Annotated in this window: 14 protein-coding genes; 11 read left to right on the forward strand and 3 right to left on the reverse strand. The window is 35.8% G+C overall.

Annotated elements, in window-relative coordinates; all coding sequences use genetic code 11:
• Positions 1–15: 15 nt before the first annotated feature.
• Positions 16–405 (reverse strand): cupredoxin domain-containing protein, encoded by a 390-nt coding sequence (locus ACVWY7_RS13390; protein WP_062922144.1) that lies wholly within the window; start codon positions 403–405, stop codon positions 16–18.
• Positions 406–810: 405 nt separating this feature from the next.
• Here ACVWY7_RS13390 and panB point away from each other — a divergent pair, with 405 nt between their 5' ends.
• The 10 genes from panB (at position 811) to ACVWY7_RS13440 (ending at position 9,976) form a co-directional block, all read left to right on the forward strand.
• Positions 811–1,650 (forward strand): 3-methyl-2-oxobutanoate hydroxymethyltransferase, encoded by an 840-nt coding sequence (gene panB, locus ACVWY7_RS13395; RefSeq protein ID WP_000851103.1) that lies wholly within the window; start codon positions 811–813, stop codon positions 1,648–1,650.
• Positions 1,647–2,495, forward strand: a complete 849-nt coding sequence (panC, locus tag ACVWY7_RS13400) for a pantoate--beta-alanine ligase (protein ID WP_000707009.1) — start codon at positions 1,647–1,649, stop codon at positions 2,493–2,495. The genes panB and panC overlap by 4 nt, the downstream gene beginning before the upstream one ends.
• A gap of 12 nt (positions 2,496–2,507) precedes the next feature.
• The gene (panD, locus tag ACVWY7_RS13405) at positions 2,508–2,891 is read left to right on the forward strand and encodes an aspartate 1-decarboxylase (RefSeq protein ID WP_000490176.1); all 384 of its coding nucleotides are present in this window, start codon (positions 2,508–2,510) and stop codon (positions 2,889–2,891) included.
• Between the two features lie 128 nt (positions 2,892–3,019).
• On the forward strand, positions 3,020–5,824 hold the full coding sequence (dinG, locus tag ACVWY7_RS13410) for an ATP-dependent DNA helicase DinG (protein ID WP_000044925.1): 2,805 nt from the start codon (positions 3,020–3,022) through the stop codon (positions 5,822–5,824).
• A 250-nt stretch (positions 5,825–6,074) separates the two neighbouring features.
• Entirely contained in the window at positions 6,075–6,245 is a 171-nt protein-coding gene (locus tag ACVWY7_RS13415) for a YpmA family protein (RefSeq protein WP_000358352.1), read from the forward strand.
• A gap of 7 nt (positions 6,246–6,252) precedes the next feature.
• Positions 6,253–6,756 carry a cell wall elongation regulator TseB-like domain-containing protein gene (locus ACVWY7_RS13420; protein WP_000758754.1) on the forward strand — a complete coding sequence of 168 codons (504 nt, stop codon included), beginning with the start codon at positions 6,253–6,255 and terminating at the stop codon, positions 6,754–6,756.
• An 18-nt stretch (positions 6,757–6,774) separates the two neighbouring features.
• Positions 6,775–7,962, forward strand: coding sequence for an aspartate transaminase AspB (aspB, locus tag ACVWY7_RS13425; protein WP_000761558.1), 1,188 nt, complete (start codon positions 6,775–6,777; stop codon positions 7,960–7,962).
• A gap of 121 nt (positions 7,963–8,083) precedes the next feature.
• On the forward strand, positions 8,084–8,791 hold the full coding sequence (dnaD, locus tag ACVWY7_RS13430; protein WP_000728549.1) for a DNA replication protein DnaD: 708 nt from the start codon (positions 8,084–8,086) through the stop codon (positions 8,789–8,791).
• Positions 8,792–8,806: 15 nt separating this feature from the next.
• Entirely contained in the window at positions 8,807–9,454 is a 648-nt protein-coding gene (nth, locus tag ACVWY7_RS13435; protein WP_000933025.1) for an endonuclease III, read from the forward strand.
• A 3-nt stretch (positions 9,455–9,457) separates the two neighbouring features.
• Positions 9,458–9,976, forward strand: a complete 519-nt coding sequence (locus tag ACVWY7_RS13440) for a YpoC family protein (RefSeq protein WP_000442691.1) — start codon at positions 9,458–9,460, stop codon at positions 9,974–9,976.
• A 23-nt stretch (positions 9,977–9,999) separates the two neighbouring features.
• Here ACVWY7_RS13440 and ACVWY7_RS13445 read toward each other — a convergent pair whose 3' ends face one another.
• Both ACVWY7_RS13445 and recU read right to left on the reverse strand, forming a co-directional pair.
• Complete coding sequence (locus ACVWY7_RS13445; RefSeq protein ID WP_001283115.1) at positions 10,000–12,693, reverse strand: PBP1A family penicillin-binding protein; 2,694 nt, start codon at positions 12,691–12,693, stop codon at positions 10,000–10,002.
• A 65-nt stretch (positions 12,694–12,758) separates the two neighbouring features.
• Positions 12,759–13,361 carry a Holliday junction resolvase RecU gene (gene recU, locus ACVWY7_RS13450; protein ID WP_456523834.1) on the reverse strand — a complete coding sequence of 201 codons (603 nt, stop codon included), beginning with the start codon at positions 13,359–13,361 and terminating at the stop codon, positions 12,759–12,761.
• Between the two features lie 103 nt (positions 13,362–13,464).
• On the opposite strand from recU, the gene ACVWY7_RS13455 reads away from it, so the two are divergent.
• Complete coding sequence (locus ACVWY7_RS13455; protein ID WP_000495641.1) at positions 13,465–14,490, forward strand: DUF2515 domain-containing protein; 1,026 nt, start codon at positions 13,465–13,467, stop codon at positions 14,488–14,490.
• The last annotated feature ends 163 nt before the right edge of the window (positions 14,491–14,653 follow it).

Below are 14,653 nucleotides of genomic sequence, written 5' to 3' on the forward strand. Positions count from 1 at the left end.
AGTTGAGTTTGCTTCTTATTTGACGATTACTTTACCTTCCATTCCTTTGAGGAGATGGTATCGACATATTAATTCATATGTACCGGCACTTTTAGGTTTCACGGTAATGTTTTTTTCTTTTCCTGACTCGACGACGACGTCAATACCGAGTTTTTTGACTGTAAAGGTATGCTCACTCTTACCTTTATTTTTCAACAGTAATGTTGTTGATTCGTTAATTGGAATCGTGATGACGTTTGGATTAAAGTAATCATCGTTTAGCTCAACTTCAATCACTTTCGCTGACGCAATAGGTTGTGCCAAGGTGTTAACTGAGGCAAATACATTGAGGGAATTTAAAGTTGTTATTACCACAAGCATCACAAGAAAACCGATGAATCGAAATAACCATTTGTTTATAGACATTCGCAATTCTCCTTTTGTAAGTATATCCCCTCAATTAACCTGCATCATTATTTTATGAGTTATACCATGTATTTAAAAAGTTTATCTTTCTATGATTGAATCATTTACTTATAAATTTCACATATCGTAATAAGAATAAAAATTATTTTTTCAAAAAATGTAGTAATTCCTTTTTGGAGTTTGCTATAATTAGTTCGAATGTGGGCAGTATCAGAGCGAACTGCACCATGATTCGAAGCAATACGAAAAATAATAACTTGGATTCTGCCTTGATCCAATAACGGACTGGGACAGAGGGATGAATAATGCCGACTAACACACAACCCTTCTGCCCTTTTATGGCCAGAGGGGTTTTTTATATGATTTCGGCCATCTCCTCTCTCCTGTATAAAGGAGGAGTAGTTTTTGAAAACAAAAACAGATTTTTTGAAAATGAAAGAGCAAGGTGAGCCGATTACAATGCTAACGGCGTATGATTATCCTTCTGCTAAATTAGCAGAAGAAGCTGAAGTTGATATGATTCTAGTTGGAGATTCTCTCGGGATGGTTGTGCTCGGCTATGATTCAACAGTACCAGTAACAGTAGAGGATATGATTCATCATACAAAAGCTGTACGCCGCGGAGCGAAAGAGACGTTTATTGTAACTGATATGCCATTTATGTCGTATCATGTGTCACTGCAAGATACGATGGTGAATGCACGCCGCATCGTTCAAGAGAGTGGTGCCCATGCACTGAAGGTAGAAGGTGCGGGAGAAGTGATATCGACTATTCACTATTTGACGAATGCGGGAATTCCTGTCGTGGCGCACTTAGGTTTAACTCCTCAATCTGTAGGAGTGCTAGGTGGATATAAAGTACAAGGAAAAGACGCTGAAAGTGCAAAAAAATTAATAGAAGATGCGAAGAAATGTGAGGAAGCTGGTGCAATTGCACTCGTGTTAGAGTGTGTGCCAATGCAGTTAGCAGAACTTATTTCAGAGCAATTAACAATTCCAACAATCGGGATTGGCGCAGGACAAAAAGTAGATGGGCAAGTGCTTGTTTATCATGATCTTATCTCATATGGGGTAAATCGTGTTCCGAAATTTGTGAAGCAATATACGTCTGTTCAAGAAGAAATTGTACGCGGGATTTCTCAATATGTTGCTGAAGTAAAGACAAGGCAATTTCCTGAAGAAAAACATTCGTTCACAATGAAAGAGGAAGAATGCTTAGCGTTATACGGAGGAAAACAATCATGAAAATCGTAACGACAGTACAAGAGATGCAGCAAATTACAAACGAACTGCATGCAAGTGGAAAAAGTATTGGTTTTGTTCCAACGATGGGTTATTTACATGAAGGGCATGCGACTTTATTACGTAAGGCAAGAGAAGAAAATGGAATTGTAGTTTTAAGCGTGTTTGTAAATCCGCTACAGTTTGGGCCGAATGAAGATTTAGATCGATACCCTCGTGATATTGATAGAGATGAGAATGTAGCAAAAGAAAACGGTGTAGATTATTTATTTTATCCGAGCGTAGAAGAAATGTATCCAGTAGAACAAACGACAACGGTAGAAGTTGTGAAGCGTACCGATGTATTATGCGGTAAACAAAGACCAGGTCATTTCGCTGGTGTTGCGACTGTACTCATGAAACTATTTAATATTACATTGCCAACACGCGTGTATTTCGGTATGAAAGATGCACAGCAAGTTGCTGTCATTGAAGGATTTGTCGCTGATTTTAATATTCCGGTTACAATCGTACCGGTGGATATTGTAAGGGAAGAAGATGGATTAGCGAAAAGTTCTCGTAACGTGTATTTATCACAAGAAGAGCGTAAAGAGGCTCCTCATTTATACCGCAGTCTATGTATGGCAAAAGAAAGAATTGAGGCAGGAGAACGTAATGCAGAAATTATTACAACTCTTGTAAAAGAATATATTGAGACGTATACGAAAGGCACTGTAGATTATGCGGATTTATATGCCTACCCTTCACTACAAGTAGTGGATCAAATTGAAGGGCGAATCATTTTAGCAATTGCAGTTAAATTTGAAAATGTACGATTAATTGACAATATAACATTAACAGTTAAATAAGGGGGAGCATCTATGTTTCGCACAATGATGAGAGCGAAGTTACATCGCGCAACAGTAACAGAAGCAAATTTAAATTATGTAGGTAGTATTACAATTGATGAAGATTTAATGGATGCAGTAAATATTGTAGAAAACGAAAAAGTTCAAATTGTAAATAATAATAATGGTGCTCGCTTAGAGACATATGTTATTAAAGGCGAACGAGGTAGCGGTGTTGTTTGTTTAAATGGTGCAGCTGCAAGGCTTGTACAGCCAGGAGATAAAGTTATTATTATTTGCTACGGTCTAGTGGCAGAAGAAAATATTCATAAACAAGAGCCGAAAATTGCAGTATTAGATGATGATAATCAAATCATTGAAATGTTAGGTGCTGAAAAAGCGGGCACGATATTATAAGTAAGGTGGCTATCTCTATTATGGAGATAGCTTTTTTGTGCATCTTTTCATTAAGATGAGATAAAACGTGGTATAGTAACATTATATAATTTTCTGTTTGATAGGTAAGAAATTGAGGTGTTACATATATGAGTAAGCGTTATGTCGTTGTAGATTTAGAGACGACAGGGAACTCCTGGAAGGATGGGAAAGATAAAATTACCCAAATTGCAGCTGTTGTAGTGGAAGATGGAGAGATATTAGAGATTTTTTCATCTTTTATTAATCCGAAGAGAGAGATTCCGCCATTTATTACAGAGTTAACAGGGATTGATGAGAGTATGGTTAAGCAAGCCCCGTTATTTGAAGATGTAGCCCCGATGGTTGTTGAGCTATTACAAGGTGCAGCTTTCGTTGCCCATAACGTTCACTTTGATTGGAATTTTTTAACGGAAGAATTAAGGCAGGCTGGATATACAGAAATACATTGTCCAAAAGTTGATACAGTTGAGTTGGCGCAAATTCTTTTGCCAACAGCTGATAGTTATAAATTACGTGATTTAGCTAAACAACACGAACTAGAGCACGATCAACCGCATCGTGCGGATAGTGATGCTCTTGCAACAGCGGAATTATTTTTACAATTTTTAAATGAAATTGAGAAATTACCACTTGTCACCTTACAATCGCTTTATGAATTAAGTGATGTTTTTCAAAGTGATATTGCGGATGTACTTTCTGAAAATATTTTAAAGAAAATGATGCATGGTAAAAAAGCGGCAGAGGGATATGAAGTGTATCGAAATATTGCGCTTCGAAAACGAAATTATTCTTTAAATCTCAGTGAAACATGTTCCTCTAAATTTGATGCTTTTTTGCATAAGACAATCGATAAACTTGCATTGAATATGCCAAAGTTTGAAAAAAGAGAAAGCCAACAAATTATGATGAAGGAAATATATACAGCGCTAAGAGATTCTAGGTTTTCCTTAATCGAAGCAGGAACAGGTACAGGGAAGACTCTTGCGTATTTGCTTCCAAGTATTTATTTTGCAAAGAAAAAAGAAGAACCTGTCATCATAAGTACCCAAACCGTACAACTGCAACAACAAATACTAGAAAAAGAAATTCCATTATTACAGAAAATAATGCCATTTTCATTTGAAGTAGCTCTTTTGAAAGGAAGAAAGCATTATCTTTGCCTACATAAATTTGAATATGCTTTGCAAGAGGAAGAGAAAAATTATGATATGGCGCTCACAAAGGCAAAAATTTTAGTATGGTTATTGCAAACGGAAACTGGCGATCGGGATGAATTAAATATCCCTGAGGGCGGAAAGTTACTTTGGAACCGTATTTGTAGTGATGTACATAGTCCGGGCGGGATGCAAAGCAACTGGTTTAGTCGTTGTTTTTATCAACGGGCAAAGAATAAAGCGTTATTTGCAGATATCGTTATTACAAATCATGCGTTATTATTTCAAGATTTTTCAAGTGAAGAACCATTGTTTGCTTCATGTGAACATATTATTTTTGATGAAGCTCATCATATTGAGGAAGCGGCAAGTAGAACATTAGGTGAACAGTTCTCCTGTATGTATTTCCAGTTAGTCTTATCTCGTCTTGGTACGCTAGAAACAGATGATGTACTTTCTAAAGTATATAAAATGATGAAAAAATCAGAACAAGCCTCTCGTTCGACTTTCCGGATGGTGAGTCATAGTTTGAAGGAATTGAAATTTGATGCGGATGAGCTATTCCAAATGTTACGTGCGTTCATCTTTAAACAAACAAAGCAGGAACAAGGGATAAGCAATATGCCACTCATTTATCGATATAACACAGAAGTAGAGAAAGGTAAGTTATGGGATAGCATTACCGAGTTAACAAATCGTTTTGTATATGATATAAGAAAATTATTGACTACACTTGAGAAGCAAGTTGATATATTGCAAAGTAAAATAGAATGGGAAATGCATGTTGTTACTGGTGAATTTATGCATTTAATTGAGTTGTTGAAAAAGATGGCACAAGCTTTACAATTACTCATTTTAGAAAAAAATTCATATGTGACATGGATGGAGACTGAAACGAAGGGAACCATTCATTCAACTGTTTTATATGGGCAACCTGTTCATATTGCTGAAAGGTTTGCTGATGAATTTTTAACAGAGAAAAAGAGTGTTATTTTCACATCAGCAACGCTGACAGTAAACGATTCATTTGCCTATATAAAAGAGGAGCTAGGTTTACATGATTTTGCTCCTAATACATTACAGGTTCCGTCACCATTCCGTTTTGAAGAACAGATGAAATTAATGGTTTCAACGGATGTGCCTTTTATTAAGAAAGCAAGTAATGAAGAATATATTGAATCTGTGTCAGCACATATTGCAAAAATAGCGAAAGCTACAAAAGGTAGAATGCTCGTTTTATTCACCTCGTATGAAATGTTGAAAGAAGCGTATACGAATTTGAAAAATGACGAGGAGTTAGAAGGGTATTTATTATTAACGCAAAGTGTGAATAATAAGAGCCGAAGTCGTCTTATTCGTAAGTTTCAAGAGTTCGACAAATCAATTTTGTTAGGAACAAGTAGTTTTTGGGAAGGAATCGATATACCTGGAGATGCACTTAGTTGTCTTGTTATTGTCCGGCTTCCCTTTACGCCTCCTTACCAACCGATGATAGAAGCAAAAGGAGAGTGGTTAAAAAATCAAGGAGAGGACGTATTTGCTAAGTTAGCACTTCCACAAGCAATACTGCGTTTCAAACAAGGATTTGGTCGTCTCATTAGAACAAGTACAGATACCGGAACAGTATTTGTATTAGACCGTCGTTTGACAAGCTCTTCTTATGGAAAATATTTTTTACAATCAATTCCAACTGTCCCGCTCTATGAAGGTCCTTTAGAAGAATTGTTAGAACAAGTAAAGGAACGGCCAACTGAATAAAATTGGAAGAAAAATACGCCTGAAGTACATTTAATCTTCAGGCGTAAAAAATGTGGGTAGGAGGAATTTTATTTTTCTTACTTCTTGTATACAAAATGTCTTGGTTTTCGACTTGAAACCTTTTTTTGCTGTACATGTCCTGCTATAATAGATGGGTGATGAAGCAGGGGTTGTAAAGAATGTACTCTTATTGTAACCGCATTGCGTTCTTCTATAATTAGAAATTTTTGTGTAACGGAGGAGTTTTTTCATGGATAAGAAAATCGAAGTCCTATCAACGACGCGTATTAAATATTCGTCTGACTTGTATAAAATTGTTGATAGCTTGAATCGTACGTTAAAAGAGCAGGACCTCATGTTCGGATTAGCATTAGACGAAAAAGATAAAGAAACAGCTGTATTTACGATTTACAGAACGTAGTGATAAAATGAAAAAGTGGATCTTTACAATCATTATCGTAATCGTTGCTAGCGGAATATATGGGGCGTATGTTTATAATAAAGCAATGGAAAAGAAACTTCCTAAAGAGGCAAAATCTGTAGAAATTGCAAAAGAAAAAGCAAAGCTTACAAAAGTAAAATCTGTGGATTATTATAACGGAGAATCTTCATATACAGTCGTGCAAGGTACCGATGAAAATGGAGAACAACTTATCGTTTGGGTGCCTGAGAAAAAAGGGGAAACAATAGTAAGGAAAAAGAGCGAAGGTATTTCTGAAAAAGATGCTTTACAAAGAACGATTGAACAAGTCGGAGATGAAAGTAAAGAGCCCAAAAGTAAGCCTAAAGAAATTTTAAAAGTAAAATTAGGCGTTGAAAATAATATACCACTATGGGAAGTTACATATATTGATGATGACAATCGTTATAGTTACTACAATCTTGCATTTCAAGATGGTCAGTTTTTAAAACGATATAGCATTGAAAAATAGATGTAGGGGGAACTACAAATGAAATTAGCAAAGCGAGTAGCTGCTTTAACACCATCTGCAACTTTAGAAATTACAGCAAAGGCACAAGCATTAAAAGTAGAAGGTCATGATGTAATTGGATTAGGAGCAGGAGAGCCTGACTTTAATACGCCAGAACATATTATGGATGCTGCACATAAAGCGATGTTAGAAGGACATACGAAGTATACACCAACAGGTGGATTACAAGCGTTAAAACAAGAGATTGTGAAGAAGTTTACTCGCGATCAAGGAATTGCGTATGATCCGTCCGAAATTATTGTATGTAACGGTGCAAAGCATGCATTATATACATTATTCCAGGTGTTACTTGATGAAGGAGATGAAGTTATCATCCCAACGCCTTACTGGGTAAGTTATCCTGAGCAAGTAAAACTCGCTGGAGGTAAGCCAGTTTATGTAGAAGGTCTGGAAGGCAATGAGTACAAAATTACAGCAGAGCAGCTGCGTGAGGCAATTACAGAGAAAACGAAAGCAGTTATTATTAATTCACCGAGCAATCCAACAGGAATGATTTACAGCAAAGAAGAATTACAACAGCTTGGAGAAGTATGTTTAGAACATGATATCTTAATCGTTTCAGATGAAATTTATGAAAAATTAATTTATGGTGGAGCAGAATATACTTCAATTGCCCAGCTTTCTAATGCATTAAAAGAACAAACACTTATTATTAATGGTGTATCTAAATCTCATTCTATGACAGGATGGCGTATTGGATATGCAGCAGGAAATAAGCAGCTTATTAAAGCGATGACGAACTTAGCGAGTCATAGTACGTCAAACCCTACTTCAATCGCTCAATACGGCGCAATCGCGGCATATGCAGGCTCACAAGAACCTGTTGAAACAATGCGTCAAGCATTTGAAGAAAGATTAAACATTATTTATGATAAATTAATTCAAATCCCTGGCTTTACTTGCATTAAACCACAAGGTGCATTTTATTTATTCCCGAATGTAAAAGAAGCTGTAGCGTTATCAGGATACGAAACGGTTGATGAATGGGCAAAAGCTTTATTAGAAGAGGAAAAAGTGGCTCTTGTACCAGGTACAGGATTTGGTGCACCAAATAACGTTCGTTTATCATATGCGACATCTCTTGAACAAGTAGAGAAAGCATTAGAACGCATTCATACGTTTATGAAAAGTAAAGTGCAAGCTTAATTCTATATTTTATTAATGCAATACAAAAAACCTTCCTACATAATAGGGAGGTTTTTTTGACGAATTGTGGCAAAAAGAAATGACGAAAGGTGTGTTATACTAGAGAGCGAGGTGTTTGGTGATGAAAAAGAAAATGATGTTACAGTGGTTTGAACAGGGAAGCATTGCAATTCCAAAATTACTTATGATGCATTATAAAAAATTAGGGTTAAATGAAACGGAATTTATGGTTGTACTTCATGTACATACATTTTTAGAATCGGGCAATTCGTTTCCGACTCCGTCAGAGATTTCAGAACGGATGACGATTACTGAAATGAAATGTATGGAAGTCATTCAGACATTGATTCAAAAAGGTTTTTTATCACTAGAAGGTGGACAAAAATCAGAAGCGATGATGTGTGAAAGTTATTCTTTACAACCGCTATGGGAAAAAATATTGCATTTCTTAATGAATGAATCAATAGAGGAAGAACAAAAAGAAATAAAGCAATTGCAAGTAAATTTATATACAGTATTTGAAAAAGAATTTGGAAGACCACTTTCTCCATTTGAATGTGAAACGTTGGGAATGTGGGAAGATCAAGATCAACATCATCCGAATTTAATTCAAGCGGCCCTCAGGGAAGCTGTAATGAGTGGTAAGCTTAATTTCCGATATATTGATCGTATTTTATTTGAGTGGAAAAAGAATGGTATTAAAACAGTAGATCAAGCTCAAAACCAAGGACGGAAATTTAGAGCAAATCAACAACGAACGCAGCAAACGACAAAACAAGAGACGAAATTTACTGGAAAAGTGCCTTTTTATAATTGGTTGGAGCAGTAGTGTAGGAGGAAGTATATGTTAAATAAAACGCAAATTCGCTATTGTTTAGATACAATGGCGGATATGTACCCAGAAGCACATTGTGAATTAATTCATGATAATCCATTTGAACTAGTAATCGCGGTAGCATTATCTGCGCAATGTACAGATGCACTTGTAAATAAAGTGACGAAAAATTTATTTCAAAAATATAAAACACCAGAAGATTATTTAAGTGTTTCTCTAGAAGAATTACAACAAGATATACGTTCTATTGGATTGTATAGAAATAAAGCAAAAAATATTCAAAAATTGTGCAGAATGTTATTAGATGATTACAATGGGGAAGTGCCGAAAGATCGAGATGAGCTTACGAAGTTACCAGGTGTAGGTCGGAAAACAGCAAACGTAGTTGTTTCGGTAGCGTTTGGTATTCCGGCAATTGCTGTTGATACGCATGTAGAGAGAGTGAGTAAACGGTTAGCGATTTGTAGATGGAAAGATTCAGTGTTAGAAGTAGAAAAGACATTAATGAAGAAAATTCCGATGGATGAATGGAGCGTTACACATCACCGTATGATTTTCTTTGGACGTTATCACTGCAAGGCACAGCGACCACAATGCGAAGAGTGCCCGTTACTAGAAGTATGCCGAGAAGGAAAGAAGCGAATGAAGGGGAAATAAAGGATGGAGCGAGTTATAGAAATACCGAGAGAATTTCGGTGCTTACCATTTTTTAAAGAAAGTGTAAATTCGATTGTGTATTATGCAGAACAGTCTTTCGAAGAAACAATACAAAAGACTTATTTTATATATGATATTGAAAAACAATATGAGCCATGGAATGAAATTGAAAACAGTATTCCGGTACTATTGAATGTATGGAAAAATAAGCATGAGGACATTGCTACTTTATTTCGAAACAGAAAGAAACAAGAAGCTGAAGGTCCGATGATTCTTTTTGCAGCACATTTATTATCAATTGTATATTGGCTAAATGAGCAACCTGTTCATAGTTTGAATAAAATAGAAGATTTTACGAGTGAATTGGAAGTGCAACCAGTTAATTTTATAGAGCGATATTCGTTCATTATAAAGAAACCGAATAATTATCATTCTTATATTCAGTTAGCACAGTTGTATATTGAAATAGAAAAGCTATATGTAAAGAAAATGATAACAAAAAAGAAGTCCTGTTCTCGTTAAGAGAAAGGACTTCTTTTTTTGTATTAAGACTCTGTTGTAACAAAATTTCCGTCTGCGTGAGGTGTATCTCCTCCGGTATTTTGTTGTTGTTCTTGCTGCTGTTGCTCTTGTTGTTTTTTAGCTTCTTCTTCAGCTTTTTTTCTAGCTTCCTCTTCAGCTTTCTTTTGAGCCTCTTCTTGCTGTTTCTTAGCTTCTTCTTCAGCTTTTTTTCTAGCTTCCTCTTCAGCTTTCTTTTGAGCTTCTTCTTGCTGTTTACGTTGTTGTTCTTGTTGTTTCTTAGCTTCTTCTTCAGCTTTTTTAGTAGCTTCTTCTTGTTTTAGTTTATCTTCATTGGCCTTTTTCTGAGCTTCCTCATCAGCTTTTTTCTTAGCTTCTTCTTCAGCCTTCTTCTTAGCTTCTTCCTCGGCTTTCTTCGCGTCTGGAGTTCCGCCAGGCGCAGTGAAGGATGCTCCAACTGCAGGGCTTGTTCCAGTACCTTTTTTCGCTACTACAGAGAAGCTGTAAGTAACGCCTGGTTTAATACCACCAAGAGTAGCTGTTGTACCTTTTACTGATAAACTACCACTTGAACCGTCAGTCGCTTTATAGCTTGCTGCATACGCATCAACTTCTGTTGGTCCAGACCAGTTTAGTGTAACTGTGCTAGCGCCATCGAAAGTGACATTAAGACCACTAGGTGCATCTACTTTAATTTGTTTAATTGCATCTTTCTTCGCACCTTTTACATATAACTCTCCGTTTATTTCTTGTACAGAAGAAGGGCGTTCGAAACGAGTTTTATCTGTAGCGAATTTACTCATCATTACTTGGAACATTTGCTGTGCAATTCTAGTATAACGATCACTAATGTAGTTTTCTGGGCCATTTTTTTCGTACCCAGTCCATACTGCCATTGTATATTGCGGTGTATATCCAGCGAACCAGCTATCTCTGTTTGCATCGGCTGGAATACCATATTCTTTTATAACGTCTGCATCAAAGTTTTGTGTTCCTGTTTTACCGGCAACATCAACACCTGAAACGTATGCTGTTGGACCAGTACCGCCAGAACCAGGTTTTACGACATCACGAAGAACGTCAGTCACCATGTAAGCTGTGTAGTCTTGCATCGCACGTTGTTCTTTCGGTTTAAAACTTTTCTTTTTCCCATCTGGGAAGGTAACTTCTTTTACGAAGTGCGGTTTATTGTAGTTCCCACCATTACCAAAGGCTGCATATGCACCCGCTAATTGTAATGGTGAACTATCGTTACTACCAATTGCTGTTGATTCAAATGTTTTGCCATCTTTAAATGTCATACCTAAACCTTCAGCAAACGCTTGTGACTTAGGAAGACCAACCGCTTGGGCTGTTTTTAAAGCTGGGATGTTTAATGACTTTTTCAAAGCTTCACGTAGTGAAACGTCACCTTTGTAACTATTTGTTGCATTTCGTATCTTTTTACCATTGGAATACGTATACTCTGAGTCATTTAATTGATGGTATGTAGACCATTGTAAATTTTCAATTGCTGGTCCGTAGTCAAAAATTGGTTTCATTGTTGAACCGACTTGGCGTTTTAAATCGGTGGCCATATTATGACCTTTGAAAGTAGACTTACTTCCTTTACGCCCAGCTCCAATTGCTCGAACTTCACCAGATTGTGTATCCATAAATACGAATGATCCTTGGAATTGATCGTTTGGATACTTAATAAGATTGCCATCCATAATTTTTTCAGCATAATCTTGAGCATCTTGATCAAGTGTTGTATGAATCGTTAAACCATCTGAACCAATATTTACATCAGGATATTCTTTTTCAACTTCTTTTACAACCGCATCTAGAAATGCTTGATACTTCATCTCAGTTATTTCTGAAGACGGTTGAAGACCCTCTGTTACTGGGATCTTAACTGCGTTATTCATTTCTTCTTTTGTTATATAACCATGTCGATTCATTAATGACAATACGACATTACGACGATTTGTTGCTCGTTCAACATTTTCCTTTTTCGTTGGATCGTAAATGTTTGGACCTTGGGGTAAACCAGCGAGCATAGCAGCTTCATGTAATTGCAAGTCTTTTAAATCTTTACCATAATATTTTTGCGCTGCTGTCGCAATACCATATGAACGGTTACCTAAATTAATCTTATTTAAGTACATTTCTAAAATCTCATGTTTAGAGTATTGTTGCTCTAATTTATAAGATAAGTACCATTCTTGTACTTTTCTCTTTGCAGTTTTGTCCATCGTTAGAAAATAGTTTTTGACTACTTGTTGTGTAATCGTACTACCACCTTGAGATCCGAAACCTCCAGTGACATTTTCCATAACTGCTTTTGTAGTTCGTTTAAAATCAATTCCATTATGATCGTAGAAACGTGAGTCCTCAGTTGCAAGGAATGCATTTTCAACTACTTTTGGAATTTGATCATACGTAACGTGGGTTCGTTTTTCAGCACCGTATTCATAGAAAAAGTTCCCGTCTTTATCAAGAAACTTTGTTGATAAAGGATTGACAAGTTTTGATTTGTCTAATTTTGGAGCGTCCTTCACCATAACAAAGAAAGCGGAAACGCCAGCTACAAGACCAACGATACCAAGAAGTAGACAACCTATAAGGAATTTTTTAAAAAAGGAGCCTTTTTTCTTTGGTTTTTTTTCTTTATTTGTTTCTTGCTTTTGATTTTTTACATGATTTCGTTCTGTACGAGAACGATAATTATCTGACATTATACTTTCTCCTACCTTTCATTCTCTCCCCAAAAGTCGAAAAAAGAGCCTTAGTGATGACTCTATCACGAAAAATAAACCGTGTCTAGTACACGGATATAATCAATCCGAGGGTGATAACCGCATGATAATAAAGATCCATGCTCTACTATTTCTTCTTTCGTAATCGATTTTCGTCCACCAGTATTTTGACGATTCCAAAATGTAATAATATGTTTTGCATCTAATAAATAAAGTTCATCAAAAAGTGTAAATTTAATAATAACAAATGCAATTCCATTATGAGCAATTACTTGCTTCATATGTTCAATTTGATGAAGGTGGAAGTTTTGAAGTGGAAAGCTGGTTTTATTTTTTGTTTCTTTCGCTTCAAAATCGATGTATTTCCCTTTATATACACCGTTGTAATCTGTTGTAGAAGGTTGTTTAAAATACGCCTCTTTTACCACTGCAGTACTTCGAGCGGGGTAATCTACTTTTACAATTTGAAGAGGTGTAGGTTTTTTATGTACACATGCAATATTATGGGTTAAGTAATATTCATTTGTTTCATTCAATTCCTCTTCAAGGGACATACCTCTGTTACTATAGGTATGTTTTTTAATTGGTGTTTTATGAGGTTGTGAAGCTTGATTGTACCGTTTTCCATTTGGGTAACGAATGGTCATAGTGTGTCCACTCCCAACTTGCTAAGAATTACTTACAAAGGTGATTATAACAAAAAATGAAAAAAGATGTGACCTTTTTGAAGAAAGGTGTGATGACTTATTCATGTTTACATGGAATGATTATGAAAAAATTAAACAATATCGTAAACGTGCGGTCTGTACAGAAGAAGAAAAAACAACGGTTTACAACATTAAGAAGGAAATAGAAATAGCTAATATGGATAACATTTCTCGAACGCAGTCTTATCAAGACTATTATGTAAGAAATAGTGAAATTAGGTGGGCTTTTTTAGCGAGTATGGTCTCGAGAAATGCGGGGTGGAATATGACTGATTTAAAAGGGAGGTATTATGCCACTGTTTTACCTCAAACAGTAAAAAAACATTTGTTTTTGACTTATGAAGAAGCGAATTGGATTATTTTTTTAGATGCATTTCCTCAGCTGTTGTTATATGAAGAAAGTAAGAGGAGGCAGGTGCCATTATTCCATTTGTTACAATATTTTAATGTGTCAATTTTTATGGAAAAAGAATGGATATATTTTTGGGAGAAAAAAGATATAAATAGGCTTATGACAGCGCTTATTATAAATGAACAAAATAAAATTCAAAAACCAATTATTGAGAATACATATTTTAAAAAACATGTATTTCATACAGCACTTTTTAAATTGCAAGAAATGCTTCATGTTAGTGCTGTTATTTTTCCAACCGTTGAAGGGAAGATGTATGGTTTTTCAGTTTATCAATTTGAAACGTTGCAAAAGCGTGTAGAACTAGGGAAGAAATTAGCAGCGTTACTATTTCATCCGAATTATAAAAGTTTATTCCATAGGTTTGCATTGCAAACTGTTCACACAGGGTCAAGGGCAGATTATGAACAGTACATAAGAGAAGCTAGAAAATCTTGTACGCCAACTCTTAGAGAAGTTTATCCTGCTGTTGCACATAAGGAAATAAGTATGAGAGATTGGTTTTGTAGAGATATGGAAATAAATGAACTATTTTTACGAGAAGGGTATAAGGGTGAAGTTGATATAACAGAATGGTATAAAAGAAAGAGGGAGCAAATTTATTTTGCTTCTATCATAAATCGTTTTGTTAAGAGGATGGATGAGTTCGTGATATAATAAAAAAGAAGTCCCGTCTTCATTTATGAAGACGGGACTTCTTAATGTGAAGTAATCCTGCTATGCGTGCTAAACATTTAATCTCAAAATGTAATGCATACAAGAGATTAAGGAAGTTTCACTTTACCCCGCATTAACGGGCAGTAAGACCCCACGTCTGAAA

The sequence above is a fragment of the Bacillus sp. TE9106W genome (assembly GCF_054062215.1).